The sequence below is a fragment of the Pseudomonas sp. NIBRBAC000502773 genome (assembly GCF_006517195.1).
GTDB lineage: Bacteria > Pseudomonadota > Gammaproteobacteria > Pseudomonadales > Pseudomonadaceae > Aquipseudomonas > Aquipseudomonas marginalis.
Genome location: NZ_CP041189.1, coordinates 1558668 through 1585048, shown reverse-complemented (window position 1 = coordinate 1585048; position 26381 = coordinate 1558668). Strand labels below are relative to the sequence as shown.

Genomic DNA, 26381 nt, shown 5'->3' with positions numbered 1-26381 from the left:
TGACGGAAGCGCAGGCCGGTATTACGAGGAGCCCGCGATGACCGAACAATTGCCCAAAGGCTACAGCCCCCGCCTGTACAACCAGGACCTGGGGCCGCTGCCGCAAAAGTGGACCTGGTACAACATCTTTGCCTTCTGGATGAGTGACGTGCACAGCGTGGGCGGCTATGTGTTCGCCGCCAGTCTGTTTGCCTTGGGGCTGGCCAGTTGGCAGGTGTTGATTGCCTTGCTGGCAGGCATTTGCATTGTGCAATTGATTGCCAACCTGGTGGCCAAGCCCAGCCAGCAGGTCGCCGTGCCCTATCCAGTAATCTGCCGGCTGGCGTTTGGCGTGTTCGGCGCGAACATTCCCGCCGTTATTCGCGGCTTGATTGCGGTGGCCTGGTACGGGATTCAGACCTACCTGGCGTCGAGTGCCCTGATCATTGTGGTATTGCGCTTTTTCCCACAGATGGCGGTGTTTGCAGAGCCGCATTTTGCCGGCCTGTCTTACCTGGGCTGGTTTGGTTTCCTCAGTTTATGGGTGTTGCAGGCGGCCGTGTTCTGGGCCGGCATGGAGTCCATCCGCCGCTTTATCGATTGGGCGGGGCCGGTGGTCTATGCGGTGATGTTTGCCCTGGCCGGCTGGATCGTCTGGAAGGCAGGGTGGGCGAATATCAGTTTTACCCTGGCGGAAAAATCCCTGTCGGGCTGGCAGGCGTTCGGCCAGGTGATCGTGGCGACGGCGCTGGTGGTGTCGTACTTTTCCGGGCCGACCCTGAATTTCGGTGATTTCAGCCGTTACTGCCGCAGCATGCAGGACGTGCGGCGTGGCAATTTCTGGGGCCTGCCGGTGAACTTCCTGGCGTTTTCCCTGGTGACCGTAGTGATCGTCTCGGGCACCTTGCCGGTGTTTGGCGAAATGCTCCATGACCCGATCGCGACCGTCTCGCGCATTGATAACAGCATGGCGGTGCTGCTGGGCGCTTTTGCATTTGTGACTGCCACCATCGGCATCAACATCGTCGCCAACTTCGTGTCCCCGGCGTTCGACTTCGCCAACGTCGCGCCGAGCAAGATCAGCTGGCGCGCCGGCGGCATGATCGCCGCGGTGGCGTCGATCTTCATCACCCCGTGGAACCTGTTCAATAACCCGCTGATGATCCACTACACCCTGGATATCCTCGCGGCCTTTATCGGCCCGCTGTTCGGGATTCTGCTGGTGGACTTCTACCTGATCAAAAAGCAGAAGATCGACGTGGATGCGCTGTTCGATGACAGCCCGAGCGGGCGCTATTACTTCGACGGCGGTGTGAACTGGACGGCGGTCAAGGCGCTGGTGCCCGCGACACTGGTGGGTGTTGCGATTACCTTCACGCCGGCGTTGCAGGGCATGGCTAACTTTGCCTGGTTCACCGGCTGCTTCCTGGGTGGGCTGTTTTTCCTGGTGTTGGCGCGGCGTGAGCAGGTTCGTGCGCCGGCACCGTTGGTCGCCGGCTGACCAACACCCCTCCCGCCACTGACAGGCCTGCACCGGCAATCACCAACGCCGGTTGCAGGCCACCGCTCAGGTGGCTGCTCACCGATGCCAGCAACGGCCCACTCAATTGGCCGATGGCAAAGCTGGCGGTCAGCAGCCCGGTGCTGCGCTGATAGCCGTGGGGCGCAACGTCCCGCAGGCGCGCCATCACCAACTGCATGCAGGCCAGGAACGGCCCGCCGCACAGCAACACCCCCAGCGCCAGGCCCCAACCGTTACCCAGCAGGCAGGCGAATACCCCGGCCGCCTGCAGCCACAACGTGGTCATCAGCCAGCGGCGGGTGGTGTCCGGGTCCTTGGGACGCAGGCTTGCGACCACTACCCCAATCGCCGCGGCCAAACCAAAGCAGGGCCAGAACAGATCAGCCTGCCAGGCGCCGTTGAATTGCGCGCTGGCCATCTGTGACAGGAAGGTCGCCGGAATGATGTAGCCCAGGCCGAACAACACGTAGATCCAGCACAGGTGAGTAATGCTGCCGTTGCTGGCCGTGTCGGCGCGGCTTGCAACAGGCGCAGTGACGGCGGACGGCTGTGGCAGGAAGGGCAAGATTGCCAGCAGCATCACCAGCGCCACTACGCCATAGATCAGCCACAACGTTGCTGAGCTCTGGCCCAATAGGTTGGAGCCCAGCGCCAGCAACCCGGTCAATACAATCCCCAGCCCCGGCCCGGCGAACACCAGGGCGCCGAGGCGTGCACGCCCGGCGGCAATCGCCAGCGGCTGGCTCAGGCTGGTGATCATCACCAATGCCCAGGCACTTGCAACCCCGGTACCGAAGCGCAACAGCATGTGTGGCCAGAAACCCTGGGCCCAGTACGACGCCAGGGTCAGCAACACGCACAACCAGAGCCCGCCATACAGGCGACCCCGCACATGGTGATGGCTGCGCGCAAAAATCGAATCCACCGCGCCCACGAAGTAGCCCAGGTAATTGGCCGCTGCGATCAGTCCGGCGCCGGTCAGGTCGATCTGGCCTTCACTGAGCAAGTGGGGCATTTGCGGGGTAAGGGCGAAGCGGCCAATGCCCATGGCCATCATCAGGGCGATAAAGCTGGCGAGTAAGCGGGTGAGGGGTGACATGGTCGGGTGTCCTGCGGGTAAGCGAATACCGTCAGGCTAGAGCGGATTGACTTTCTGTAAAAATGAATAATAGTGAGTAACTTGTTCAGTTTTGGAGAAAGTCATGGAGTTCAGTCAATTGCGCATCTTCCAGGCGGTGGCGGAAGAGGGCTCCATTACCCGCGCTGCCGAGCGCCTGCATCGAGTGCCGTCGAACTTGTCGACCCGGCTCAAGCAGATGGAAGAACAGCTTGGCGTGGAATTGTTCGTGCGCGAACGCCAGCGCTTGCAGCTTTCTCCGGCGGGCAAGGTGTTGCTGGACTACAGCACCCGTCTGCTGGCGCTGCATGATGAAGCCCATGGCGCCGTGCAAGGCGGGCAACCGGCCGGCAATTTTGTACTGGGCAGCATGTACAGCACGGCGGCAGTGCATTTGCCGAAGCTGCTGGCGCGCTATCACAAGGCCTATCCGATGGTGAACCTCCAGGTGCTGTCGGCGCCCAGCGGTGAACTGCTCGAAGGGTTGATCACCGGTCGCCTGGACGCCGCATTTGTGGACGGGCCCATCACGATTGCCTCCCTGGACGGTGTGGCCCTGTGCGAAGAACGCCTGGTGCTGATATGCGAAGCCGACCACCCGCCGGTGCGCGGGCCGCAGGATGTTGCCGGCCGCTCGGTGTTCACCTTTCGCCGCAGTTGCGCCTACCGCACGCGCCTGGAAACCTGGTTTTCCCACGAGCACGTCGCCATGGGGCGGGCGATTGAGATCGAGTCTTACCAAGGCATGCTCGCCTGTGTCATCGCCGGTTCAGGGGTGGCGCTGATGTCCGAATCCATGCTCGACAGCCTGCCGGGCAAGGACAGCGTGTCCGTTCATCCGCTGACAGGGCAATTTGCCACTGCGACGACCTGGCTGATGTGGCGAAAGGGTATGCTCGGCGCTAACCTCAACGCATGGATCGACCTGCAGCACGAGGGCAGGGCCGAGGTCCTGCAAGACGCACGTGCGATTGCTTGAGCGATCCGTCAGGATTTGCATCAATTCAGTAACAGTTCGTTGTGGTTTCATTCAAGCAATACGTAGGACTTAGGGCTACTATCAATGTAGGAAAAGGCGACAGAACTTGCGCCGACCAGCATTTCCCTCAAAGGGGGCAAACCATGAAAGAGAAAATCCAGAACTGGCTCCACGACCTTGGCGTTGCATTGGGCTTGATCGAGCCCCCCCTGCAACCGGTGCCGATTCGTACCGATGACGAGCAGCGTCGTCCGCGCCGCAGATAATCTCTGGCTGAAGCAGGATTGAAGGTGGGGGCGAGTAAGCCCGCTCCCACCGTTTATTTTGCGCCAGGCAAAACCAGCGGGCGTGACATCCCACGTCGCAGCGTCCATACAGCGTTTCCAACGCCAGTCATACCTCTCGCCGTCCCAGTCACCCTTGCCCCGGGCCTGCGTGATAGCACCCTCACGCCATAACACTCACTTGCCCCAGTGATCTGAACAATCGTTCGGATGCGAGCGTTTGCTTTCAGGAACCGTCTGTCATCCCTCGGTAACCCAGGCAAGTAGTCCGAATCCATGCAGGTCAGTCAGGCCTCTGACCTTCACGTGTCGGAATCAGGCTACTTGTTCATCAGAAGTGGCTGGCTTATTCAATTCAAACCATGAGCGTAGGTTGAGTTCCTCAACGGCCTTCCAATAACGCCCCACCTTTATTGAAGGGCTCTCTGCGAGGCACCAGTCCGTCAGAAGTGTTGGAGACACAGCTATGAGGCTCTCTTCCATTCCGCCAGTCGCCGCGTCACTCATCGCCATAACCGGAAATATCCTGCATCTCGCACCGGTGTCGAGAGCCTGGAAGGCTCACGCACCCAGCAACGTGGTGTTCTTTCCCCCGACATTGACCAAACACGATCTGCTCATACAGATCGGTCTCCTGAGTCCATCGGCGATCATTGTCGGGGACCAGGCGATCGATGCAGACGTCATCGCCCAATGGCGCATATCCCACCCGTTTGGCGACCTCCATCTGATCCGCAGAGGTACGAGCCTGGATAAGGTGCGACTGGACCTTTGCGGCTCCAACGACATCCGCGTAGTCAATACGCCGGGGGTCAACGCGCCCCATGTCGCCGCCTATATGGCGCGCTGGCTGACACTGGCCGATGGCTCCCTGCCGCGCGACATCTGTGTGCTGGGATACGGCAACGTGGGCAGGGAGCTGGTCAAGTTATTGCTTGATCGAGATCCGGAGGTTCGGATCAAGGTATTGGATCGACATGGTCAGAGGCCGGACACTCTCGGCAAAACCTGTTCCGACAGCCGAGTGTCCTTTGGCGTGGACTGGTTCGAGGTGCTGGAGGGGGCCCGTGCTGTCGCTATCTGTTTATCCCTGAATGATGAGTCCACCCATCGCATTGACCGGGCCCTCATTCAGTGCCTGCACAGGCAGGCTCGCCTGGTCTGCGTCGCCAAGCCGGATGTCTTCAGCGATGACGCTTTGCGGGCCCTGGCAACGGCTGAAGCTATCCAGCTTGTATTGGACTACGGGCCTGGGACACTGGATGCATTTCGGGTGCGCGCGCAGGCACTCGGCTGCAGTGTCTCCAAGTGGCGCAAACCGGCGACCCTGACAACCCAGGCGGCAGTGACTGAAGCCTGCCATGGCGACCTTGACTATGCCGTCTCGATTCAACTGAGCCTGACCGCCTTGCGCTGCCTGGTCCGGCGCAAACTTGCCCACTCATTGATGATCCCCGCGCAACAGGCAGATGCCCGCGCGCCGCGCGTATCGATCATCGGTCGAGGCATCAACGGCCTGCTCCAAGCCGTGATGTTCCGCCTGGCCAATTATCAGGTTTCGGTCTACGGAGGACATCAGCAGAGCGATGGCGCCAGTCATAAGCAGGTGAACATGCGCCACCTTTCAGCCACGGAGACGACTGCAAAGCCGCTGGACAACGCTTATCTGACGCCTGGAAACCAGTACCTGGCCGTGGAGTGCAACCGTGCAGGCATTGAGCTGTTTGAAAAGTTTCTGGCCGACAATCCATTGATTGACGCATCGGGCGACGATCTGGGCATTGCGCATTTGATGGATGAGATAGAGGCGCTTTTGCGGCGCGCTGGGGTTCGGTTCCTGCCCCAGCATCTGAGTCCGGCCCGCATTGCTGAACTGAGCAGAGAACAGTTCGTCGTCACGGCCATGGAAGGAGAGGAGCCTGATGGACTGTCGATAGTTTATTGCTCCGCCTACAACCGCATTGCCGCCGGCGGAACGTATGCCGGCGGCACCACCCAGGGATTGGTGTGGGCCTCCTTGGTCGAGGAAATCATCCAGGCAAAGGCACCCGCAGTTTCGGCCATGTACTCATGATAAAAAACGGGCGCGACATCCGACGTCGCGCCCGCTGAAGAAACCGCTCTAAATCCCGCTCTATCTCAAACTGCGCTGGCCGCGACCCCCTCTGGCCGGCGTGACAACACACTCACCAGCACAAAACTCACCAGCGCCACTGCCAGGCTGTAGTAGATCGGCGTGTTCGCATCCAGGCCATCCTTGAACATGAACACCAGCGCCGTTACAAAACCCAGGCTCATGGACGTGATTGCCCCCGACGTGGTCGCGCGCTTCCAGAAGATCGCGCCGATCAGCGGGATCAGCATGCCACCCACCAGCAGGTTGTAGGCCAGGGTCAGGGCGCTGATCACGTCATTGACCACCAGTGCGATGCCCAGCACGACGATACCGGTCAGCATCGTGAACAGGCGGTTGATTGCCAGGCTCGATTGTCTGCCGCCGCGCAGGCGTGGCAGCAGGTCTTCGGTCAATACGGTGGAGGCGGCGAGCAAGCCGGCGCTGGCGGTGGACATCATTGCCGCCAGTGCCGCCGCGATCACCAGGCCGCGGATGCCGTCCGGCAGCGAGACTTTGACGATGGCCGCGAACGCGTTGTTGACGTTGTCCAGGTCCGGAATCAGCACATGGGCCGCCATGCCGATCAGCGCACAGGCGAGGCCGTAAAGGATGCAGTAGAAGCCGGCGAAAGTGCCTGCGTACTTGGCGACCTTTTCGTCACGGGCGGTGAACACCCGCTGCCAGATGTCCTGGCCGATCAGGATGCCAAAGAAGTAGATCATGAAGTAGGTGATGATCGTGTCCCAACCGATCGCGGTGAAGCTGAAGCTCGATGCCGGCAGCTTGGCCACGAGTTCGTCCCAGCCGCCGACGCGGTACAGGCAGATCGGCAGCAGGATAAACATCAGGCCGACGGTCTTGATCACGAATTGCACGATGTCGGTGAGGGTCAGCGACCACATGCCGCCGATGGTCGAGTAGACCACCACCACACCACCGCCCAGCAACACCGAAATCCAGAACGGCAGGCCGAACAGCACTTGCAGCACCGTGCCGATGGCCAGGATCGAGGTCACGCCGATCATCAGCGCGTAGGCCAGCATGATCACCGCACTCGCCTGGCGGGCCATGGGGTTGTAGCGTTTTTCCAGTACCTGGGTGACGGTGAAGATTTTCAGCTTGAGCAGCGGCTTGGCCAGGAACAGGTTCAGCGCGATGATCCCCATGCCCAGCGCCGCACACAGCCAGAAGCCGGAGATGCCATGCACATAACCCAGGCGCACGGTACCGACGGTGGATGCACCGCCCAGTACCGTGGCGGCCATGGTGCCCATGTACAGCGACGGGCCCAGGTTGCGACCGGCCACCAGGTAGTCTTCGTGGGTCTTGGCGCGGCGCATGCCGTAATAGCCGAGCACGAGCATGCCGGCGGCGTAGATGAGTACGACGAATAAATCCAAAGCCATGACGGCGGGTCTCCGATTATTGTTTTAGGTAACAGGCGAACTTGTTGTGGGAGCGGAGCCTGCTCCCGCAGGGCTGCGAAGCGGACCCTTGGGGCCATACACCGAAGCCGGCTCCGGAAACACACGCAACAACGTCAGGTACACCACCGACGCCAGCCCCAGCGTCACCGGCAGGCTGATATCGATGCCATCGGCCAGGTTGCCCAGCGGCCCGACAAACTGCCCCGGCAGGTTGACGAAGCACAGGCCCACCAGCGCACTCGGAATCCAGGCCCCCAGCCCGCGCCAGTTCCAGCCATGGCTGAACCAGTAGCGGCCGCCGGTTTCACCCCGGGTGAACACCTGCAGGTCATCCGGGCAGTAGAAGCCGCGACGCACGATCAGGCCGATGATCATCATCACCATCCATGGCGTGGTGCAGGTGATGATCAGCACGGCGAAGGTCGATACGCTCTGCACCAGGTTGGCGGCGAAACGTCCGATAAAGATGAAGGCAATGGACATCACCCCGATCAGCAGCGTGGCCTTGACCCGCGACAGCAGGCGTGGGAACACGCTGGACATGTCCAGTCCGGTGCCATACAGCGAAGTGGTGCCGGTGGACATGCCGCCAATCACCGCGATCAGGCACACCGGCAGGAAGAACCAGGTGGGTGCCACCGCCAGCAGACCGCCGACGTAGTTGTTGGCCGCGATGTAGTCCGGCGCCTTGATCGCCACGATGGTGGCGGTGGCCAGGCCGAACAGGAACGGGATCAAGGTGGCGATCTGTGCCAGGACTACCGCCAGCATGATGCGCATTTTCGGCGTCTCACGTGGGATATAGCGTGACCAGTCACCCAGGAACGCCCCGAAGGAAATCGGGTTGCTCATGGCCACCAGCGCCGCGCCGATAAAGGCCGCCCAGAAGCCGGCCTGGCCCAAGGCTACGCTGCCGGCGAAGTGGCTGTCGAAGGTCGGCGCGAACGCGAAGATGCCCAACAGAAACAGCAGGCTTGCCGCCCAGACCGCAATGCGGTTGACCCACAGCATGAAGCGGAAGCCGTAGATGCACACCGTCAGGACAAGCATGGCGAATACGCCGTAGGCCAGGCCCAGGGTCAGGTCGGTTTCCGGCAGGCCGATCAGCCGTTTCGCACCGCCGACCAGCGCATCGCCTGAACTCCACACCGACAGTGAGAAGAAGGCAATCGCCGTCAGCAATGACAGAAACGAGCCGACAATCCGCCCGTGCACGCCGAAGTGCGCACCGGAAGACACCGCGTTGTTGGTGCCATTGATCGGCCCGAACAGACCCATCGGCGCCAGGATCAACGCACCCACCAGCACGCCCAGCACAATCGCCCAGACGCCGGCCTGGAACGACAGGCCGAACAGCACCGGAAAGGAACCGAGCACGGCGGTGGCAAAGGTATTGGCGCCGCCAAAGATCAGGCGGAACAGATCCTTGGGGGTGGCGGTACGTTCGTTGTCCGGGATCTGTTCGACCCCGTTGGTTTCTATTGTGCGAATACTTTTATCGTTGTTTTTATTATTCATGATCAGCTCCGATCACATTGGCTAAGGGGGCGGCAGCCCTTCCGGCATAGCGGACAAATGTTCGTGACAGGCCAGCCACAGGCCTTCTTGTTGTTCTGTGCGAGATCCTTGGCGTTTGAAGACAATGGTCTCGCGTTCCTGGCTAAAGAATTGCTCCCCGTTCATGCGCAGCTCGGTGGCCACGTCATGGATAAATATCGCCACGTCACCCTGCAGGCTGACCACGGCGTTACTTGAGGCGCAGGACAGCACCTCAAATCCTTCATCCCGGCGCCAGCTGTCCCACAATGCCTGGTAGGCATCGCGACTGAGCAGTGGCTGGGGGAGGGTGTAGAACACAAAGCTGGCATCGGCCGTGAACGCGCCGAAGTAGGCGGCGCGGTCGTTACGCGCAAAGGCCGACACCAGGTCGGCGGCGGCTTTCAATACCTGCGGCACGCTCATCAGCGGTGCGCCACGCCAGGCAGTACGCAGAGCATCTCGTACAGCAGGTTGGCGCCCAGCAGCGAGGTGTTGCCGGTGGTGTCGTAGGGCGGCGAAACTTCTACCAGATCACAACCAACCAGGTCGAGGCCCTGGCAGCCACGGATGATTTCGATCGCCTGGATGGTGGTCAGCCCGCCGATTTCCGGGGTGCCGGTGCCGGGCGCCCAGGCCGGGTCGATGCCGTCGATGTCGAAGCTCAGGTACACCGGGCCGCCGCCGACTTTTTCCCGCACCTCGGCCATCAGTGGCGCGAGGGAGTGGTGCCAGCATTCTTCGGCCTGCACTACGCGAAAGCCCTGTTTGCGGCTCCAGTTGAAGTCTTCGGCGGTATAACCCTGGGCGCGCAGGCCGATCTGCACCACGCGGTCGCAATCGAGCAGGCCTTCTTCCACGGCGCGGCGGAAGGTGGTGCCGTGGGCGATTTTCTCGCCGAACATATGGTCGTTGACGTCGGCGTGGGCATCGATGTGCACCAGCCCGACCTTGCCGTGTTTCTTGTGGATCGCCCGCAGGATCGGCAGGGTGATGGTGTGGTCGCCGCCCAACGTCATCGGGATCACGTTGTGCTCGAGAATCTCATCGTAGGCCTCTTCGATGATGCGCACGGCGTCCAGCAGGTTGAAGGTGTTGATCGCCACGTCGCCAATGTCCGCCACCGACAGCGAGTCGAACGGCGCGGCACCGGTGGCCATGTTGTAGGGGCGGATCATTACCGACTCGGCGCGGATTTCACGCGGCCCGAAGCGGGTCCCGGCACGCAGCGAGGTGCCGATGTCCAGGGGCACGCCGATAAAGGCCGCATCCAGGCCCTTGGCCGATTGCAGGTGGGGAAGGCGCATCATGGTGGCGATGCCGGCGAAGCGCGGCATTTCGTTGCCGCCCAGTGGTTGGTGGAAAATCTTGTCCACGGGATTGCCTCATCGTTGTTGTGTTTATCAGGGGCCGATTCTGCGAAAAGCGCAGGAAGGGAAGAATCGGCAGGGGCAAATACTTAGTTCAGGTTTTTCTAAACTAATGCGGGAGGGTAGACTGCCCACATCTACACCCGGAGCCGCCCATGGCCAGCGCCTTGCCCGACCTGAAACTCCTGCGCATCTTCGTCAGCGTCGTGCGCCACCAGGGGTTCGCCAACGCCCAGCACGAACTCAACCTGTCCACCTCGGCCATCAGCACCTACATGAGCCAGTTGGAAAGCGCGTTGGGCCTGGTGCTGTGCCATCGCGGCCGGGGTGGGTTCAGCCTGACCAGCAAAGGCGAGCTGTTCCACCAGGAAACCTTGCGCCTGCTGGGTGAGCTGGAAGGCTTCGAGCAATACGCCGCCGCGCTCAAGGGCGAGCTGCGCGGCACGCTCAAGCTCGGCGTGCTCGACTCCACGGTGAGCGACAAGGCCTTGCCGTTCGCCGAGGTTATCGGCGCCTACAGCCTGGAGCACCCGGCGGTGCACCTGAATCTATCGGTGATGAGCCCCTATGAACTGCAACTCGGCGTGCAGGACAACCGCCTGGACCTGGCCATCGGTGCCTTCTCCAACCGCATGAGCGGGCTGATCTACATGCCGCTGTACCGCGAGCAACACTGGTTGTATTGCAGCACCCGCCATCCGTTGTTCAGCGAACGACGCATTCCCGAGCAGGTGATCACCCAGCAGCGCATGGTCGGGCGCGGCTACTGGAGCCAGGCCGAACTGGCGCGCCACGGCTTCAAACACAGCGCCGCGACGGTGGAAAGTATGGAGGCGCAGTTGATCCTGGTGCTCTCGGGTGCCTACATCGGCTACCTGCCCGAGCACTACGCCCAGGCCTGGGCCGACAAGGGCGACCTGCGCGTATTGCTGCCGGCGACCTTCGGCTACCAGGCGCCGTTCTCGATGATCATGCGCCGGGGCCGCAGCCGCGAACCGCTGATCCAGACCTTCCGCGATCTACTCAAAGCCCAGCTCAACCAGGCCTGAAAACCATGTCCCGACCCCACTGTTCCCGCTGCCTCAGGCCCGCCGCCCATTGCCTGTGTGCACTGATTCCCTGCATCGATAGCCGCACCCGCGTGCTTGTTTTGCAGCACCCGAGCGAGGTCAATCATGCGCTCAACACCGCGCGGCTGGCGGCGTTGGGATTGAACAATGCGCAGTTGGTAGTGGGCGAGGTCTTTGATGATCTGCCGACCCTGTTGAACCCGCCCGGCTATCAGGCGCGGCTGTTGTTTCCGGCTGACGATGCCCAGCCGCTGCAAGCCTATGCTCCCGGCGATCAGCCGTTATTGTTAGTGGTGCCTGACGGCACCTGGCGCAAGGCGCGCAAACTGCTGCACCTCAATCCTTTGCTGGCGGCGCTGCCTCGGGTGACGCTGGTCGAGGGCGCCGTGTCCCGCTATCGACTGCGCAAGGCGCCGGGGCCTGGCGCGTTGTCGACGGTGGAGGCGATTGTGCAGGCGTTGCAGGTGCTGGAGGCGCCAGTTTCGTTCGAGCCGTTGCTCAAGCCGTTTGATGCATTGATCGAAGGGCAGATTGCGGCGATGGGGGAGGAGGTCTTTCGGAGAAATCATGGCGATGGGCATTTGCGCTAGGCGGGATATCGAGGCGCGGCCATCGGGGGCAAGCCCCTCCCACATTCGACCGAGTTCCAGCATGAGAATGCGGTCCAGTGTGGGAGGGGGCTTGCTCCCGATGGCGCCCGCTCAGCCACCACCGCCTCGCTTATTCCTTTAAGCCATAAGCACCACACTTTGCGTGATATGGCCCGCCGACCTTTCCCGGTATGATGTTCGCCCCCGCAGTCTGGATTGCGAATACGCCATGACCTTGCAGTACCCTACAATCGCCGATTGCGTCGGCAACACGCCCCTGGTCCGCTTGCAACGCATGGCGGGTGACACCAGCAATACCCTGTTGCTCAAGCTCGAAGGCAACAACCCGGCCGGCTCGGTAAAAGACCGCCCGGCGTTGTCGATGATCACCCGCGCCGAACTGCGCGGGCAGATCAAGCCCGGCGACACCCTGATCGAAGCCACCTCGGGTAATACCGGGATCGCCCTGGCCATGGCCGCCGCGATCAAGGGCTACAAGATGGTGCTGATCATGCCCGACAACGGCAGCGCCGAGCGCAAGGCGGCGATGACCGCCTATGGCGCCGAGTTGGTGCTGGTCACCCAGGAAGAAGGCATGGAAGGCGCCCGCGACCTCGCCGAGCGCATGGCCGCCGAAGGCCGTGGCCAGGTGCTGGACCAGTTCGCCAATGGGGACAACCCCGAAGCGCACTACACCACCACCGGTCCGGAAATTTGGCGCCAGACCCAGGGCACCATCACCCATTTCGTCAGTTCCATGGGCACCACCGGCACCATCATGGGCAACTCGCGCTACCTCAAGGAGCAGAACCCGGCGATCCAGATCGTCGGCCTGCAACCGATGGAAGGCGCGGCGATCCCAGGCATTCGTCGCTGGCCCGAAGAGTACTTGCCGAAGATCTACAACGCGACGCGCGTGGACCGCATCATCGACATGGCCCAGCGTGAAGCCGAAGACACCACCCGCCGCCTGGCGCGTGAAGAAGGCATCTTCTGCGGCGTGTCGTCCGGCGGCGCCGTGGCGGGTATGTTGCGCTTGTCCAAGGAAGTGGAAAACGCGGTGATCGTCGCGATCATCTGTGACCGAGGCGACCGTTACCTGTCGACCGGCATTTTCGACGAACCCAACTGATGGCCAAGCACGAGAGAGGCCTGCGCTTCCAACCGACGGGCGGCAGCCGGGCCCCACAGATTCCCGTGGGCAAGAAGCAACGCCTGACCATCGAGCGCCTGGCCAACGACGGCCGCGGCATCGTGTTCTTTGAAGGTCGCACCTGGTTTGTCAACGGTGCGCTGGCCGGCGAAGAGGTTGAAGCGCGGGTATTGGGCACCCACGGCAAGGTGGTCGAGGCCCGTACCGAGCGCGTGTTCAAGGCCAGCGAGCTGCGTCGCCCGGCACCGTGCGCGCACTTCGGTCGCTGTGGCGGTTGCAGCGTGCAGCACTTGCCCCATGCCGAACAACTTGCCCTGAAACAGCGCATGCTCGCCGAGCAACTGTCCCGCGTGGCCGGTGTCGAACCGCAGGAGTGGGCCGCGCCATTGAGTGGGCCGGAATTCGCTTACCGGCGCCGCGCCCGGGTGGCCGTGCGCTGGGATGCCAAGGCGAAGAAGCTTGAGGTGGGTTTCCGCGCCGTGGCCAGCCAGGATATCGTCGCCATCGATGATTGCCCGGTGCTGGTACAGGCCTTGCAACCGATCATGCAGCGCCTGCCGAACATGCTGCGCCGCCTGAGCAAACCTCAGGCCCTGGGGCATGTGGAGTTGTTCAGTGGCTCGTCCGTCGCCGTGTTGCTGCGGCATATGGCGCCGTTGTCAGAGGCGGACCTGCTGATCCTGAAAGAATTCTGCAGCTTCCATGACGCCCAGCTGTGGCTGCAGGGTGAAGGCCAGCCGGAACCGATTGAGCCCGATCAGTCACTAGGTTTCCGATTGGACCCATGGGACCTGGAGTTGGCGTACCGACCGGGGGATTTTGTCCAGGTCAACGCCGGGGTCAACGAGGCGATGGTTGCCCAGGCCCTGGACTGGCTGGCGCCGCAGCCTGATGAGCGGGTGCTGGACCTGTTCTGCGGCCTGGGCAACTTTGCCCTGCCGCTGGCGAAACGGGTGCGCGAAGTGGTGGCGGTGGAAGGTGTGCAGGCCATGGTGGATCGGGCTGCACGGAACGCCATCAGCCACAATTTGCATAATGCGCAGTTTTTTCAGGCCGATTTGTCCCAGCCGTTGACTGACGCGGAATGGGCCAAACAGGGCTTTTCTGCGGTACTCTTGGACCCACCCCGCGATGGTGCCCAAGAGGTTGTGCGTAAGCTCGCCACCCTGGGGGCCAAGCGCCTGGTGTATGTGTCCTGTAACCCGGCGACGCTGGCGCGGGACACGGTTGAGCTGGTCAAGCAAGGCTACCGGCTAAAACGTGCCGGGATCCTCGACATGTTTCCGCAGACAGCGCATGTCGAGGCCATGGCGTTATTTGAAGCGGGCTAGGATGCCCGTTTAATCCGACTGGCCTGCGTTCTCCAAGGCCTATGATCTGCCACGGAGCTCGCAGTAAAAAGGTCGGCGATGATTTTGGCGCATCCAAGGTGCGTCATAGGGAAGGTAAGCAAGATGGTACAGGTGAGAGCACACCAGCCGATCAACACCGACGGCAGTATCAATCTCGAGGCATGGCTGGATCATGCCATCAGTGTCGACCCGGCACTGGACCGTGAAGCCTTGAAAGCAGCCTGCGAGTTCGCTCGTGAGTCTGAGCAACAAGACAATGCAGCCAAGAACCTGTGGGCCGAAGGCACTTCCAGCTTTCGCACCGGGTTGGAAATCGCCGAGATCCTTGCCGATCTCAAGCTGGACCAGGACTCGCTGATCGCCGCCGTGCTCTATCGCGGCGTGCGCGAAGGGCACATCCAGTTGCCGACCGTCAGCCAGCGCTTTGGCGCGGTGGTGGCCAAGCTGATCGACGGCGTGCTGCGCATGGCCGCCATCAGCGCCAGCCTCAGCCCGCGCCAGTCCATGGTGCTGGGCACCCAGGGCCAGGTGGAAAACCTGCGCAAGATGCTGGTGGCGATGGTCGACGACGTGCGTGTCGCCCTGATCAAGCTGGCCGAGCGCACCTGCGCGATCCGTGCGGTGAAGACCTCCGACGACGAAAAGCGCAACCGCGTCGCCCGCGAAGTCTTCGACATCTATGCGCCCCTGGCCCACCGCCTGGGTATCGGCCATATCAAGTGGGAGCTGGAGGACTTGTCCTTCCGCTACCTCGAACCTGATCAATACAAACAGATCGCCACGCTGCTGCACGAGCGGCGGCTCGACCGTGAGCGCTTTATCAGCGACGTGATGGGCCAGTTGCGCGCCGAGCTGCAGGCCACCGGGGTCGATGCCGACATCAGCGGCCGCGCCAAACACATCTACTCGATCTGGCGCAAAATGCAGCGCAAGGGCCTGGCCTTCAGCCAGATCTACGACGTGCGCGCCGTGCGCGTGCTGGTGCCGGAAATGCGCGACTGCTACACCGCGCTGGGTATCGTCCATACGCTGTGGCGGCACATTCCCAAGGAGTTCGACGACTACATCGCCAACCCCAAGGAAAACGGCTATCGCTCGCTGCACACCGCGGTGATCGGCCCCGAGGGCAAGGTGCTGGAAGTGCAGATCCGCACCCACGCCATGCACGAAGAGGCAGAACTGGGCGTGTGCGCGCACTGGCGCTACAAGGGCACCGACGTCAAGGCCGGGTCCAACCAGTACGAGGAGAAAATCTCCTGGCTGCGCCAAGTGCTGGAATGGCACGAAGAACTCGGCGACATCGGCGGCCTGGCCGAACAGTTGCGCGTGGATATCGAGCCGGACCGGGTCTACATCTTTACCCCCGACGGCCATGCCATCGACTTGCCCAAGGGTGCGACGCCGCTGGACTTCGCCTACCGCGTGCACACCGAGATCGGCCATAACTGCAGAGGCGCCAAGATCAACGGGCGCATCGTACCGCTCAACTACAGCCTGCAAACCGGCGAGCAGGTCGAGATCATCACCAGCAAGCACGGCACGCCGAGCCGCGACTGGCTGAACCCGAACCTGGGCTACATCACCACGTCGCGGGCGCGGGCGAAGATCGTCCATTGGTTCAAGCTGCAGGCCCGCGACCAGAACGTCGCCGCCGGCAAGACCCTGCTCGAACGCGAGCTGGGTCGCCTGGGCCTGCCCCAGGTGGACTTCGACAAGCTGGCCGAAAAGGCCAACATGAAGATTGCCGAAGACATGTTCGCCGCCCTCGGTGCCGGCGACCTGCGCCTGGCGCAACTGGTCAACCTGGCCCAGCAACTGGTCGAGCCGGAGCGCGGAAACGAACAACTGGAGCTGATCCCACGCAAGGCCACCGGCTACAAGCCCGGCAAGCGCGGCGATATCCAGATCCAGGGCGTCGGCAACCTGCTGACGCAAATCGCCGGCTGCTGCCAGCCGTTGCCGGGGGATGCCATCGTCGGCTACATCACCCAAGGCCGTGGCGTGAGCATTCACCGCCAGGACTGCGCCTCGGTGCTGCAGCTGGGTGGGCGTGAGCCGGAGCGGATTATCCAGGTCAGCTGGGGTCCGGTGCCGGTGCTCACCTACCCGGTGGACATCATCATCCGTGCCTACGACCGTTCCGGCCTGCTGCGCGACGTCTCGCAAGTGCTGCTCAATGAGCGCATCAACGTGTTGGCGGTCAACACCCGCTCGAATAAAGAGGACAACACCGCGTTGATGTCTCTGACCATCGAGATTCCGGGGTTGGACGCACTGGGGCGGCTGCTGGGGCGGATTTCCCAGTTGCCGAACATCATTGAGACGCGGCGCAACCGTACCCCATGATTCGCAGAATGAATGCAGGCTAAATGTGGGAGGGGGCTTGCTCCCACACTGATCGGACACAGAAAGATGTATTCACTTGAAGACCTGCTGCACCTGATGAGCCGCCTGCGGGACCCGCAATACGGGTGCCCGTGGGACATCAAGCAAACCTACGCGACCATTGTCCCGCACACCCTGGAAGAGGCCTACGAAGTGGCCGACGCCATCGAGCGCGGCGACTTTGATCATCTGCAAGGTGAGTTGGGCGACCTGTTGTTCCAGGTGGTGTATTACAGCCAGCTGGCACGGGAAGAGGGGCGTTTCGAATTTGCCGGGGTGATCGACAGCATCACCCGCAAGCTGATTCGCCGCCATCCCCATGTGTTCCCGACCGGCGATCTGTATGCGCCGCTGGATATTCCTCGACTGAGCGAAGAGCAGGTCAAGGAACGTTGGGAGCAGATCAAGGCCGAGGAGCGTGCGGAAAAATCCGACGCGCCGGAGCAGCTGTCCCTGCTGGACGATGTGCCCACCGCCTTGCCGTCCCTGTCCCGGGCCGCCAAATTGCAGAAGCGCGCCAGCCAGGTCGGCTTCGACTGGCCATCGGCGTTGCCGGTGGTGGATAACGTGCGCGAAGAGCTGGACGAAGTGCTCGAAGCCATGGCCGACAACGACCCGGAGGCCATCGCCGATGAAGTCGGTGACCTGCTGTTCGCGGCGGTCAACCTGGCCCGTCACCTCAAGGTCGACCCGGAAACCGCGCTGCGTGGCGCCAATGCCAAGTTCGAGCGACGCTTCCGATTTATCGAACAGGCATTGCGCGATACCCACCAACCCATAGAAGATTGCACCCTCGAAGAGTTGGACGCCCTGTGGGGCGAAGCCAAACGTCAGGAAAAGAACGTGTCCAGCTGCGGTTGAGCAGTTGCCTAAGTGAGTAAGCACCATGAGCCTTTCCCTTCGCGACCAGTTGCTCAAAGCAGGTCTGGTCAACCAAAAGCAGGCCAAGCAGGTCGGCAAAGAGAAACAGAAACAGCAGCGCCTGGTCCACAAGGGCCAGATCGAGGCCGATGACACCCAGGCTCGCCTGGCTGCCGAAGCCCAGGCCGAGAAGGTCAAGCGTGACCAGGAGCTGAACCGCCAGCAGCAGGAAAAAGCCGAGGCCAAGGCCCGTACGGCCCAGGTCAAGCAACTGATCGAAACCTCTCGCCTGCCTAAGCTCACGACCGAGGACTACTACAACTTCGTGGATGACAAGAAGGTCAAGCGCCTGTCGGTCAACACCTTGATGCGCAACAAGCTGAGCAACGGCTCCCTGGCCATCGTGCATCACGGTGGCGGCTACGAGGTGATCCCCCGTGAAGCCGCGCTGAAGATCCAGGAGCGCGCCCCGGAACGTATCGTGCAGCTCAATATCCTGACCGAAAGCCAGGTGCCGGATGAGGATGATCCGTATGCGGCCTACCAGATCCCGGATGATTTGATGTGGTAAGGCTGTAGCAACGAATTGTGGTGAGCAGGCGTGCCCTGCGTTGGGCTGCGAAGTAGCCCCAGAACACACAAACCCCGCTCAAAAGGCGGGGTTTGTGTTTTACAGGCCCCCCAGCTGCGTGGGGCTGGGGGCCTACAGGATTTCGAAGTTTCAGGAGCTTTGCGTCTGGCGTTTCATCTCAAGGGCTTCGAGCTCGTTTTTATAATTATGAGCGTCGCTCTCGTTGTGAAACATGCCGACCAGCAGGTCTTGTTGGTGGACATCCCAGATGTGAATCCCATGGCCCAGCGCTTCGTGGGACATATGTTCGTCGTCGCGTTCAGTTACTTTTACAGTCATCTGCTTGCTCCAATTTCTGGTGGGTATGCGGCAAGTCGTCGCAGGTCTTTTTATACGGTTTGTTAGCTTGCTAAGTAAACCGCTTTAGAGGTTTATGACAGAAGTTTCATGTTGGGCACCATCGGGAGCAAGCTCCCTCCCACAGGGGAAAGTGTTCGCAGTTCAAATGTGGGAGGGGGCTTGCTCCCGATGACGGCAGACACTTGAACCCAAAACCCCAGACGAAAAAAAGCCCCGCATTCAGCGAGGCTCTTGTTCAGCTCATCCGCGCACTCAGTTGCCTTTGACAGCCTTGCCGTCAACGGTACCGTCTTGCAGCATGATGTTGTATTCCTTGCCGTCGGTCTCAACCTGACGCAGGGCAACCAGGATGCCGCCCTGGTCCTTGGCAAACCACATCTGGGTGATGCGCTTGCTTTGAGTCGGGTCGCGTACGCGCTCGACCTTGATCGCGTCAATGCTGCCGACCTTGGTCTGGACCTTTTCCGGGCCGATCACGCGGAAGTCGTAGGTGTCGACGTCGGTGCCTTCAACCACGTTGTAGCTCATGCTTTTCTTGCCGGCTGCCACGTCGCGCTGCAAGGCCAACTGGTAGGTCGACTTGTCGAGCATGCCGCTTTGCAGGGGCACATTGACCGGGTCTTTGTTTTCAAAGCCTGTGACTTTCTTGGTCGACGGGTCGAAGTCCAGGTTGATCTTCTTGGTCTTGCCCAGGCCGCCGCGTTCGAAGGCGTAGCTCTTCGGTTGCAGGGTGTCCTTGTCGAACAGGATCACGCTGGTTTCGGTCAGGCTGGCGATCATCATGGAAGCCTTGAAGTTCAAGGTCCAGGTGCCGTCACCGTTCTTGGTCAGGCTGCGTTCCGCCGAACCACTCATGGGCAACTGTTTCCAGTCGGCGGTGTAGCTGGCGGAGAACGGGTGTAGATCTGCCGCTTGCACGGCAGGCAAGGCGAACAGCGCAAAAGCGAAGAGCAAGGCGCGACGCATAAAATCTCCTAGGTTCGAATCAAGTGGCCGCTGGCCGCAAGTAACTGACCGTCCAATAATGCACCCTGGTCACCAAGAATCAACCGCCCCTCGGCAAACCAGCGCACAGCCAGCGGGTAAATCCTGTGTTCCTGGGTATGCACCCGTTGCGCAAGGGTCTGCGCCGAGTCGTCAGACTCTACCGGAACCACTGCCTGTACGACCAGAGGCCCGCCATCGAGTTCCTCGGTGACGAAGTGCACGCTGCAGCCATGCTCGCTGTCACCGGCATCCAGCGCGCGTTGGTGCGTGTGCATGCCTTTGTACTTGGGTAGCAGGGAAGGGTGGATATTCAGCAGGCGCCCTTCGTAGTGCCGCACGAAACCAGCGCTGAGAATGCGCATGAAACCGGCCAGTACCACGAGTTGGGGGTTGAAGGCGTCGATCAGTTCGACCAGGGCGCTGTCGAAGGCCTCGCGGCCTTCGAAAGCCTTGTGATCCAGCGAGCGGGTTTCGATACCCGCGTCCCTGGCGCGTTGCAGGCCGTAGGCGTCGCTGCGGTTGGAGATCACCGCAGCGATGCGCACCGGGCTGTCGCCGGTGCGCGTGCTGTCGATCAGGGCCTGCAAGTTACTGCCGGTGCCGGAAAGCAGCACCACGACATCACAGGTCCGAGGCATCAGTGAGCCTTGAGGTTCTTCAGTTCAACCTGAGCCGCGCCTTCGGCAGCGGTGGCGATCTGGCCGATGACCCAAGGCTGCTCGCCGGCTTCACGCAATACGTTCAGCGCGGTTTCAACGTGTTCCTGCGCGACGCAGATCACCATGCCCACGCCGCAGTTCAGCACGCGGTGCATTTCGGTTTCATTGACGTTGCCTTTTTCCTGCAGCCAGTCGAATACCGCAGGACGCTGCCAGCTGGCCACGTCGACGATCGCCTGGGCGCCTTTTGGCAGTACGCGCGGGATGTTGTCCAGCAGGCCGCCGCCGGTGATGTGGGCCATGGCCTTGACCGCGCCGGTGTCCTTGATCAGCTTGAGCAGTGGCTTGACGTAGATGCGGGTCGGGGCCATCAGCAGGTCGGTCAGCGGCTTGCCGTCGAGCTGGATGTTCTCGATGTCGGCACCGGACACTTCGATGATCTTGCGGATCAGCGAGTAGCCGTTGGAATGCGGGCCGGAGGATGGCAGGGCGAGCAGGGCGTCGCCGGCAGCCACTTTGGAGCCGTCGATGATCTCGGCTTTTTCCACCACGCCGACGCAGAAGCCGGCCAGGTCGTAGTCTTCGCCTTCGTACATGCCTGGCATTTCAGCGGTTTCGCCGCCGACCAGGGAGCAACCCGACAGTTCGCAGCCGGCGCCGATGCCGGTCACCACCTGCGTGGCGGTCTCGACGTTCAGCTTGCCGGTGGCATAGTAGTCGAGGAAGAACAACGGCTCGGCACCGCATACCACCAGGTCGTTGACGCACATGGCGACCAGGTCGATGCCGATGCTGTCGTGCTTGTTCAGGTTCAGTGCCAGGCGCAGCTTGGTGCCCACACCGTCGGTACCGGAAACCAATACGGGCTGCTTGTAGCCGGCCGGGATCTCGCAGAGGGCGCCAAAACCGCCCAGGCCGCCCATGACTTCGGGGCGCGCAGTGCGCTTGGCAACGCTCTTGATGCGTTCGACCAATGCTTCACCGGCGTCGATGTCTACACCGGCGTCCTTGTAGCTCAGGGAGGGTTGCTTGCTCATGATCCAGGCCTTTAGGGGGGATTCAGGGGTAACGACCGAGCGGGCAGGCGCTTTTGGTAAAAGGCCCAGCCGTTGACGGTCTGCGAAGGCGCGCGATTTTATCAGGCTTGAGGGGCAGCGGCCATCCTCGGGCCGACGGGCAGGGCAGATAGATTTAAAAAAGCAGGTTAAAAAAATGCTGATCGGGTCTGTTCAGGCACGTATTAAGGTATAGCCTTTAAACCGCTGTCGTTAATGACATGGCGAAAACTTACCGGGACCCCGTGAATGTTTTAGTTGTCGCTGTGGTCACAGCCTGGCTACACCGATTTCACGCGGTCTGTTCCAGCCGCTAAATTTGTCGTTCGGGAATCTTCCATGCGTCTGTGTAATGTCTTTTTTGTAGGCTGCTTGTCGTTGATCAGCCTGGCGAGTCATGCCGAAACCCTCAATGGCCTGTACCAGGTACTCGAACCCGTCAGCAGCCAATCGCCGCAAGAGCGCGACCAGGCGACCCAGCGCGCGGTGGAAACCCTGGTGACTCGCCTGACCGGCGACGCCAAGGCCGCGCAAGGCCCGGGCCTGGCGGCGATTCGCAAGGATCCGCAGCAAATCATCACTCAATACGGTTACGACGCCGGCCCGCCCGAGAGCCTGCAAGTGGACTTCGACCCGGTCAGCACTGATCGCGCCTTGCGTGAAGCCGGCCTGTCGATCTGGGGCAGCAATCGGCCATCGATCCTCGGCTGGTGGCTGAACGACTCCACCGAAGGCAGCAGCCTGGTCGGCGATGGCCAGGCCGCTGCCCAGGCGCTGCGCCGTGCGGCACAGCACCGTGGCTTGCCATTGCGCCTGCCCCTGGGGGACCTGGATGAACAGGTGGTCGCCACCGCGCCGAATCTTGAAAGCGCCGATGCCACGCCGTTGCGCGCTGCGTCCGAGCGCTACGGTGCCGACGCCTTGCTGGCCGTGCATGCACGCCAGGAAGGCAATCAATGGCAGGCCAAATGGCGCCTATGGCTGGGTGACAAGAGCGAGCAGGGCACCGCGCAAGGCGCCGACACGGGCGCGCTGGCCGATGCAGTCATGCTGGCGGTCAGCCAAAAACTGGCGCCGCGCTTTGCGGTCAAGCCCGGTGTGAGTGCCGAGCAACTGCTGGAAGTGCAGGGCATGAACCTGGAGCGGTACGCGGCCCTGGGGCACCTGCTTGAGCCGTTTGGCGGTCAGCCGCAATGGGTGGATGGCAATCGTATTGTGTATCGGGTCAACGGCAGTGCCGATCAGTTGCGTACCCAGTTGAGCCTGGCCAAGTTGCAGGAAGTGCCTGCCGGTGAGGCCCCGATGCAGCAGCCTGCGGTCGATGGCACACAACCGGCAGCGGCACCTGCGCCCCAGGCGCAACTGCGTTTTCGTTGGTAAAAGTTCTTCCTATATAGATAGAAGCAAATAATGGAGTGGTTTATGGCGGATACGCGTCGTTGGGTGTGGCTTGGCGGGATCGTCCTGCTGTGCGTTTTTGTGTTCCTGCTGCATTCGATCCTGACGCCGTTCCTGGTTGCGTTGCTGCTCGCCTATCTGTTCGATCCCGTGGTGGATCGCCTGGAAAAAGCCGGTCTGTCGCGGACCTTGGGCGTGGTTGCGGTGTTTGCACTGTTCACGTTGATCATCACCGCGCTGGTGCTGGTGCTGGTACCGATGCTGGCCAAGCAACTGTTTCGTCTCTATGAGCTGGCGCCGCAGATGCTCGACTGGCTGCAGCATACGGCGATGCCGTGGGCCCAAGCCAAGTTGGGCCTGTCGGATGGCTTCTGGAAGTTCGACAAGGTCAAGGCGGCGATCAGCGAGCACATGGGCCAGACCACCGATATTGTGGGGGTGATCCTCAGCCAGGCGACCGCCTCCAGCCTGGCGCTGATCGGCTGGCTGACCAACCTGGTGCTGATTCCGGTGGTGGCGTTCTACCTGCTGCGCGATTGGGACATCATGATGGCCAAGATCCGCAGCCTGTTGCCGCGCAACCGTGAAGAGCGCATCGTGGCCCTGGCCGGCGAGTGCCATGAGGTGCTTGGTGCCTTTGTGCGCGGGCAGCTGCTGGTGATGCTGGCACTGGGGATCATCTACGCGGCGGGCTTGATGGCCATCGGCCTGGAGCTGGGCCTGTTGATCGGCCTGATCGCCGGCCTTGCCGCTATCGTGCCGTATATGGGCTTTGTGATCGGGATCGGCGCGGCGTTGGTGGCTGGCCTGTTCCAGTTTGGCGGCGACCTGTATCCGATGCTGGGGATTGTCGCGGTGTTCATGGTCGGCCAGGCCTTGGAAGGCATGGTGCTCACGCCGTTGCTGGTGGGGGATCGGATTGGCCTGCACCCGGTGGCGGTGATCTTTGCGATCCTGGCGGGCGGTGAGCTGTTCGGCTTTACCGGCATTCTGCTGGCACTGCCGGTGGCAGCGGTGATCATGGTGCTGGTGCGTCACGTGCACGATCTGTACAAGGATTCCGACGCCTATACGGGGGTCGAAGACCCCGACCTGTAACCGCTGCGTCATAAACCCGGCTTCGGCCGGGTTTGTTGTTTATGGGGCTAGGGCGTCAAACAATCCGCTCAAAACCGGCAAGTTAACGCAAACCTTTGATTTTGCTTGTGGTCTGCTGCATTGTGCGCCCGGCGTCACGGGTATAAACTTTGCAAACTTTACACAGAGGCCACTAACGGTTCGATGGGAGCCGTTCAGTCAGCATGAAACCGATTCAGCTGCCCTTAGGTGTGCGTCTGCGTGATGACGCTACCTTTATCAATTACTACCCAGGCGCCAATGCCGCTGCACTCGGCTATGTCGAGCGGCTCTGCGAAGCCGACGCCGGGTGGACCGAAAGCCTGATCTATCTGTGGGGTAAACACGGCGTAGGGCGTACCCACCTGTTGCAGGCCGCTTGCCTGCGTTTCGAGCAGATGGGCGAGCCGGCGGTTTACCTGCCCCTGGCCGAGTTGATGGATCGCGGCATCGGGATCTTCGACAACCTTGAGCAATACGAACTGGTGTGCCTGGACGATCTGCAGGCAGTGGCCGGCAAGGCGGATTGGGAAGAGGCGCTGTTCCATCTGTTCAACCGCCTGCGTGACAGCGGCCGGCGCTTGTTGATTGCCGCCTCCACCTCGCCACGGGAGTTGCCGGTGAAGCTGGCCGACCTCAAGTCGCGCCTGACCCTGGCGCTGATCTTCCAGATGCGCCCACTCTCCGACGAAGACAAACTGCGGGCCCTGCAATTGCGCGCATCCCGTCGCGGCCTGCACCTCACCGATGAAGTCGGGCACTTTATCCTCACCCGTGGCACCCGCAGCATGAGCGCGTTGTTCGATTTGCTCGAGCAGCTCGATCAGGCCTCCCTGCAGGCTCAACGAAAATTGACGATCCCTTTTCTCAAGGAAACGTTGGGCTGGTAACCGGTTGAATCTACGGGATTCGGCAATTTCCAGGCGCCAGAAATCCTGCGTTTAAGCCACGTTGGCTACGCATGTGAACCGATAAATGGAATTACGGCTTAGATGTCATAGTCCAATCGCGAAGTCACATAGATCACGATTGAATTTGCAAATCGATGTGATAGAAGGCATAGTCTCGACTTCTTTACATACCAGCCACGGTCGTGCCCATGCTAAATCGCTTCGCACCCCTCGTGCCCCTCGCACTCGTTACCCTGTTGTTTGGTTGCGCCTCCCACCCTCAACAGGTGGTTGAGCAGCAAAAACCTCAACAACAGTCCCAGGCAAAATTCGTTGCTGCACAGTCTGCTTCTGTCTATGAAGAAGAGGTCGCAACCGAAAAGGAACTGGCCGATTTCTCCGGCAACAAGCCTTACCAGCTTCCAGTCCTGGCCGACAGCATCCTCGAACGCGGCATGTCCCTGATCGGTACCCGTTACCGTTTTGGCGGTACCTCTGAAGCCGGTTTCGACTGCAGCGGTTTCATCGGCTACCTGTTTCGTGAAGAAGCTGGCATGAACCTGCCACGCTCCACTCGCGAAATGATCAACGTGAAAGCACCGTTGGTCGCGCGCAACAATCTCAAGCCTGGTGATCTGCTTTTCTTCAGTACTGCGGGCCGTGGTCGCGTAAGCCATGCCGGTATCTACCTGGGCGATAACCAGTTTATCCACTCCAGCAGCCGTCGCAGTGGCGGTGTTCGAGTCGACAGCCTGGGTGACAGCTACTGGAGCAAAACCTTCATCGAAGCCAAGCGCGCACTCGCCATGGCCCCGACTACGGTTACCGCCAGTAAGTAAACTTAAAGTGATACTTGAAGTTTGACGTGTAAGCGCTAGAATCCCTGGACATTGTTGTAATCCGTTCGCGCGAGCTTTGCTTGCGCGTTCTGGTTTTCAGCGTTCGGCAGCGATAGCCGCATCCAGACCAGGATTGTTCTGCACATGTCGACCTCAGCCCGCCTGCTCCTTATTCTCTGCGCCGCGCTTATCAGCGCCTGCGCCAGCCGGCCGCCACCCGCTCCCGTTGCGGTCAAGCCCAAGCCGGTATTCAACTATTCCACCCAGAATTTCTCGCCTGCGGCCGAAGACGTACTCTTTCGTGCACTGGGCCTGGTCGGCACGCCTTACCGTTGGGGCGGCAACACGCCGGATTCGGGTTTTGATTGCAGTGGCCTGATCGGCTTCGTCTTCCGCGACGCCGCCGGCATCTCCCTGCCGCGCACCACCCGCGAACTGATCGTGATGCGCGCCCAGGACGTCAGCGAGCAGAACCTGCAGACCGGCGACCTGCTGTTCTTCGCCACCGGTGGCGGTTCCCAGGTCAGCCACGCCGGCATCTATGTGGGCGAAGGCCGCTTTGTGCACGCGCCGCAGACCGGCGGTACGGTCAAGCTGGACACCTTGTCCAAGGCGTATTGGCAGAATGCCTATCTGAGCGCCAAGCGTGTGTTGCCAGCAAACCTGGCACGTAATCCCTGAACCAAATGTGGGAGGGGGCTTGCCCCCGATAGCGAAGTATCAGTCACAGTATCTGTGCCTGACCCACTGCTATCGGGAGCAAGC

The 26381-nt window shown here is 61.4% G+C and carries 25 protein-coding genes; 16 read left to right on the top strand and 9 right to left on the bottom strand.

Annotated elements, in window-relative coordinates; genetic code table 11:
- The first annotated feature begins 37 nt into the window (after positions 1 to 37).
- On the top strand, positions 38 to 1480 hold the full coding sequence (locus NIBR502773_RS07180; protein ID WP_141155732.1) for an NCS1 family nucleobase:cation symporter-1: 1443 nt from the start codon (positions 38 to 40) through the stop codon (positions 1478 to 1480).
- On the opposite strand, the gene NIBR502773_RS07175 is transcribed toward NIBR502773_RS07180, so the two are convergent.
- On the bottom strand, positions 1392 to 2600 hold the full coding sequence (locus NIBR502773_RS07175) for an MFS transporter (protein WP_141155731.1): 1209 nt from the start codon (positions 2598 to 2600) through the stop codon (positions 1392 to 1394). The genes NIBR502773_RS07180 and NIBR502773_RS07175 overlap by 89 nt on opposite strands.
- Positions 2601 to 2703: 103 nt before the next feature.
- On the opposite strand from NIBR502773_RS07175, the gene NIBR502773_RS07170 reads away from it, so the two are divergent.
- From NIBR502773_RS07170 to NIBR502773_RS07165, 3 genes are all read left to right on the top strand, one after another.
- Entirely contained in the window at positions 2704 to 3597 is an 894-nt protein-coding gene (locus tag NIBR502773_RS07170) for a LysR family transcriptional regulator (RefSeq protein ID WP_141155730.1), read from the top strand.
- A gap of 143 nt (positions 3598 to 3740) precedes the next feature.
- Entirely contained in the window at positions 3741 to 3863 is a 123-nt protein-coding gene (locus tag NIBR502773_RS30885) for a PA1414 family protein (RefSeq protein ID WP_003193089.1), read from the top strand.
- A 484-nt stretch (positions 3864 to 4347) separates the two neighbouring features.
- Positions 4348 to 5955 (top strand): NAD(P)-dependent oxidoreductase, encoded by a 1608-nt coding sequence (locus NIBR502773_RS07165; RefSeq protein WP_141155729.1) that lies wholly within the window; start codon positions 4348 to 4350, stop codon positions 5953 to 5955.
- Between the two features lie 65 nt (positions 5956 to 6020).
- Here NIBR502773_RS07165 and NIBR502773_RS07160 read toward each other — a convergent pair whose 3' ends face one another.
- Genes NIBR502773_RS07160 through speB form a run of 4 tightly spaced genes read right to left on the bottom strand, consistent with a single transcriptional unit; the run spans position 6021 to position 10336 of the window.
- A complete protein-coding gene (locus NIBR502773_RS07160) occupies positions 6021 to 7403 on the bottom strand; it encodes a sodium:solute symporter (protein WP_141155728.1) in 1383 nt (460 codons plus the stop codon).
- A 24-nt stretch (positions 7404 to 7427) separates the two neighbouring features.
- Complete coding sequence (locus NIBR502773_RS07155; RefSeq protein ID WP_141155727.1) at positions 7428 to 8942, bottom strand: cytosine permease; 1515 nt, start codon at positions 8940 to 8942, stop codon at positions 7428 to 7430.
- Positions 8943 to 8963: 21 nt separating this feature from the next.
- On the bottom strand, positions 8964 to 9386 hold the full coding sequence (locus NIBR502773_RS07150) for a nuclear transport factor 2 family protein (RefSeq protein ID WP_141155726.1): 423 nt from the start codon (positions 9384 to 9386) through the stop codon (positions 8964 to 8966).
- Positions 9386 to 10336: an agmatinase gene (speB, locus tag NIBR502773_RS07145; RefSeq protein ID WP_027603787.1), complete on the bottom strand. Its 951-nt coding sequence runs from the start codon at positions 10334 to 10336 to the stop codon at positions 9386 to 9388. Before speB ends, NIBR502773_RS07150 begins: the two co-directional genes overlap by 1 nt.
- Before the next feature lie 149 nt (positions 10337 to 10485).
- Between speB and NIBR502773_RS07140 the strand changes: the two genes are divergently transcribed.
- The 7 genes from NIBR502773_RS07140 (at position 10486) to NIBR502773_RS07110 (ending at position 18312) form a co-directional block, all read left to right on the top strand.
- Positions 10486 to 11379 (top strand): LysR family transcriptional regulator, encoded by an 894-nt coding sequence (locus NIBR502773_RS07140; protein ID WP_065924693.1) that lies wholly within the window; start codon positions 10486 to 10488, stop codon positions 11377 to 11379.
- Positions 11380 to 11384: 5 nt separating this feature from the next.
- Positions 11385 to 11990, top strand: coding sequence for a tRNA-uridine aminocarboxypropyltransferase (locus NIBR502773_RS07135; protein ID WP_141155725.1), 606 nt, complete (start codon positions 11385 to 11387; stop codon positions 11988 to 11990).
- A gap of 229 nt (positions 11991 to 12219) precedes the next feature.
- Complete coding sequence (gene cysM / locus NIBR502773_RS07130) at positions 12220 to 13122, top strand: cysteine synthase CysM (RefSeq protein ID WP_141155724.1); 903 nt, start codon at positions 12220 to 12222, stop codon at positions 13120 to 13122.
- Complete coding sequence (rlmD, locus tag NIBR502773_RS07125) at positions 13122 to 14474, top strand: 23S rRNA (uracil(1939)-C(5))-methyltransferase RlmD (RefSeq protein WP_141155723.1); 1353 nt, start codon at positions 13122 to 13124, stop codon at positions 14472 to 14474. The genes cysM and rlmD overlap by 1 nt, the downstream gene beginning before the upstream one ends.
- A 123-nt stretch (positions 14475 to 14597) precedes the next feature.
- Positions 14598 to 16841, top strand: a complete 2244-nt coding sequence (relA, locus tag NIBR502773_RS07120; protein WP_141155722.1) for a GTP diphosphokinase — start codon at positions 14598 to 14600, stop codon at positions 16839 to 16841.
- Between the two features lie 66 nt (positions 16842 to 16907).
- Positions 16908 to 17741: a nucleoside triphosphate pyrophosphohydrolase gene (mazG, locus tag NIBR502773_RS07115; RefSeq protein ID WP_115486732.1), complete on the top strand. Its 834-nt coding sequence runs from the start codon at positions 16908 to 16910 to the stop codon at positions 17739 to 17741.
- A 25-nt stretch (positions 17742 to 17766) separates the two neighbouring features.
- Positions 17767 to 18312 carry a DUF2058 domain-containing protein gene (locus NIBR502773_RS07110; RefSeq protein ID WP_010208656.1) on the top strand — a complete coding sequence of 182 codons (546 nt, stop codon included), beginning with the start codon at positions 17767 to 17769 and terminating at the stop codon, positions 18310 to 18312.
- Positions 18313 to 18462: 150 nt separating this feature from the next.
- On the opposite strand, the gene NIBR502773_RS07105 is transcribed toward NIBR502773_RS07110, so the two are convergent.
- From NIBR502773_RS07105 to purM, 4 genes are all read right to left on the bottom strand, one after another.
- Complete coding sequence (locus NIBR502773_RS07105; RefSeq protein ID WP_065940603.1) at positions 18463 to 18651, bottom strand: hypothetical protein; 189 nt, start codon at positions 18649 to 18651, stop codon at positions 18463 to 18465.
- A 273-nt stretch (positions 18652 to 18924) separates the two neighbouring features.
- The gene (locus tag NIBR502773_RS07100; protein ID WP_065940602.1) at positions 18925 to 19638 is read right to left on the bottom strand and encodes a DUF3108 domain-containing protein; all 714 of its coding nucleotides are present in this window, start codon (positions 19636 to 19638) and stop codon (positions 18925 to 18927) included.
- 8 nt (positions 19639 to 19646) lie between these two features.
- Entirely contained in the window at positions 19647 to 20297 is a 651-nt protein-coding gene (gene purN, locus NIBR502773_RS07095) for a phosphoribosylglycinamide formyltransferase (protein ID WP_141155721.1), read from the bottom strand.
- Complete coding sequence (gene purM, locus NIBR502773_RS07090) at positions 20297 to 21355, bottom strand: phosphoribosylformylglycinamidine cyclo-ligase (RefSeq protein ID WP_014719398.1); 1059 nt, start codon at positions 21353 to 21355, stop codon at positions 20297 to 20299. Before purM ends, purN begins: the two co-directional genes overlap by 1 nt.
- A 357-nt stretch (positions 21356 to 21712) precedes the next feature.
- Here purM and NIBR502773_RS07085 point away from each other — a divergent pair, with 357 nt between their 5' ends.
- From NIBR502773_RS07085 to NIBR502773_RS07065, 5 genes are all read left to right on the top strand, one after another.
- On the top strand, positions 21713 to 22753 hold the full coding sequence (locus NIBR502773_RS07085; RefSeq protein WP_141155720.1) for a DUF2066 domain-containing protein: 1041 nt from the start codon (positions 21713 to 21715) through the stop codon (positions 22751 to 22753).
- 42 nt (positions 22754 to 22795) lie between these two features.
- Positions 22796 to 23869: an AI-2E family transporter gene (locus NIBR502773_RS07080; RefSeq protein ID WP_065940599.1), complete on the top strand. Its 1074-nt coding sequence runs from the start codon at positions 22796 to 22798 to the stop codon at positions 23867 to 23869.
- 203 nt (positions 23870 to 24072) lie between these two features.
- Positions 24073 to 24777 carry a DnaA regulatory inactivator Hda gene (hda, locus tag NIBR502773_RS07075; RefSeq protein ID WP_027603798.1) on the top strand — a complete coding sequence of 235 codons (705 nt, stop codon included), beginning with the start codon at positions 24073 to 24075 and terminating at the stop codon, positions 24775 to 24777.
- Between the two features lie 209 nt (positions 24778 to 24986).
- Positions 24987 to 25616: a C40 family peptidase gene (locus tag NIBR502773_RS07070; protein WP_027603799.1), complete on the top strand. Its 630-nt coding sequence runs from the start codon at positions 24987 to 24989 to the stop codon at positions 25614 to 25616.
- A 144-nt stretch (positions 25617 to 25760) separates the two neighbouring features.
- Positions 25761 to 26297 (top strand): C40 family peptidase, encoded by a 537-nt coding sequence (locus tag NIBR502773_RS07065; RefSeq protein ID WP_027603800.1) that lies wholly within the window; start codon positions 25761 to 25763, stop codon positions 26295 to 26297.
- Positions 26298 to 26381 lie beyond the last annotated feature (84 nt).

What these genes read in the sequence shown, in the direction of transcription:
- purM (WP_014719398.1), bottom strand. Translation starts at nt 21,355, where the DNA reads ATGAGCAAGCAACCCTCCCTGAGCTACAAGGACGCCGGTGTAGACATC.
- NIBR502773_RS07065 (WP_027603800.1), top strand. Translation starts at nt 25,761, where the DNA reads ATGTCGACCTCAGCCCGCCTGCTCCTTATTCTCTGCGCCGCGCTTATC.
- NIBR502773_RS07175 (WP_141155731.1), bottom strand. Translation starts at nt 2,600, where the DNA reads ATGTCACCCCTCACCCGCTTACTCGCCAGCTTTATCGCCCTGATGATG.
- NIBR502773_RS07155 (WP_141155727.1), bottom strand. Translation starts at nt 8,942, where the DNA reads ATGAATAATAAAAACAACGATAAAAGTATTCGCACAATAGAAACCAAC.
- cysM (WP_141155724.1), top strand. Translation starts at nt 12,220, where the DNA reads ATGACCTTGCAGTACCCTACAATCGCCGATTGCGTCGGCAACACGCCC.
- NIBR502773_RS07160 (WP_141155728.1), bottom strand. Translation starts at nt 7,403, where the DNA reads ATGGCTTTGGATTTATTCGTCGTACTCATCTACGCCGCCGGCATGCTC.
- NIBR502773_RS07150 (WP_141155726.1), bottom strand. Translation starts at nt 9,386, where the DNA reads ATGAGCGTGCCGCAGGTATTGAAAGCCGCCGCCGACCTGGTGTCGGCC.
- rlmD (WP_141155723.1), top strand. Translation starts at nt 13,122, where the DNA reads ATGGCCAAGCACGAGAGAGGCCTGCGCTTCCAACCGACGGGCGGCAGC.
- NIBR502773_RS30885 (WP_003193089.1), top strand. Translation starts at nt 3,741, where the DNA reads ATGAAAGAGAAAATCCAGAACTGGCTCCACGACCTTGGCGTTGCATTG.
- NIBR502773_RS07110 (WP_010208656.1), top strand. Translation starts at nt 17,767, where the DNA reads ATGAGCCTTTCCCTTCGCGACCAGTTGCTCAAAGCAGGTCTGGTCAAC.
- hda (WP_027603798.1), top strand. Translation starts at nt 24,073, where the DNA reads ATGAAACCGATTCAGCTGCCCTTAGGTGTGCGTCTGCGTGATGACGCT.
- NIBR502773_RS07170 (WP_141155730.1), top strand. Translation starts at nt 2,704, where the DNA reads ATGGAGTTCAGTCAATTGCGCATCTTCCAGGCGGTGGCGGAAGAGGGC.
- mazG (WP_115486732.1), top strand. Translation starts at nt 16,908, where the DNA reads ATGTATTCACTTGAAGACCTGCTGCACCTGATGAGCCGCCTGCGGGAC.
- NIBR502773_RS07085 (WP_141155720.1), top strand. Translation starts at nt 21,713, where the DNA reads ATGCGTCTGTGTAATGTCTTTTTTGTAGGCTGCTTGTCGTTGATCAGC.
- purN (WP_141155721.1), bottom strand. Translation starts at nt 20,297, where the DNA reads ATGCCTCGGACCTGTGATGTCGTGGTGCTGCTTTCCGGCACCGGCAGT.
- NIBR502773_RS07180 (WP_141155732.1), top strand. Translation starts at nt 38, where the DNA reads ATGACCGAACAATTGCCCAAAGGCTACAGCCCCCGCCTGTACAACCAG.
- NIBR502773_RS07135 (WP_141155725.1), top strand. Translation starts at nt 11,385, where the DNA reads ATGTCCCGACCCCACTGTTCCCGCTGCCTCAGGCCCGCCGCCCATTGC.
- relA (WP_141155722.1), top strand. Translation starts at nt 14,598, where the DNA reads ATGGTACAGGTGAGAGCACACCAGCCGATCAACACCGACGGCAGTATC.
- NIBR502773_RS07165 (WP_141155729.1), top strand. Translation starts at nt 4,348, where the DNA reads ATGAGGCTCTCTTCCATTCCGCCAGTCGCCGCGTCACTCATCGCCATA.
- NIBR502773_RS07100 (WP_065940602.1), bottom strand. Translation starts at nt 19,638, where the DNA reads ATGCGTCGCGCCTTGCTCTTCGCTTTTGCGCTGTTCGCCTTGCCTGCC.
- NIBR502773_RS07080 (WP_065940599.1), top strand. Translation starts at nt 22,796, where the DNA reads ATGGCGGATACGCGTCGTTGGGTGTGGCTTGGCGGGATCGTCCTGCTG.
- NIBR502773_RS07105 (WP_065940603.1), bottom strand. Translation starts at nt 18,651, where the DNA reads ATGACTGTAAAAGTAACTGAACGCGACGACGAACATATGTCCCACGAA.
- NIBR502773_RS07140 (WP_065924693.1), top strand. Translation starts at nt 10,486, where the DNA reads ATGGCCAGCGCCTTGCCCGACCTGAAACTCCTGCGCATCTTCGTCAGC.
- NIBR502773_RS07070 (WP_027603799.1), top strand. Translation starts at nt 24,987, where the DNA reads ATGCTAAATCGCTTCGCACCCCTCGTGCCCCTCGCACTCGTTACCCTG.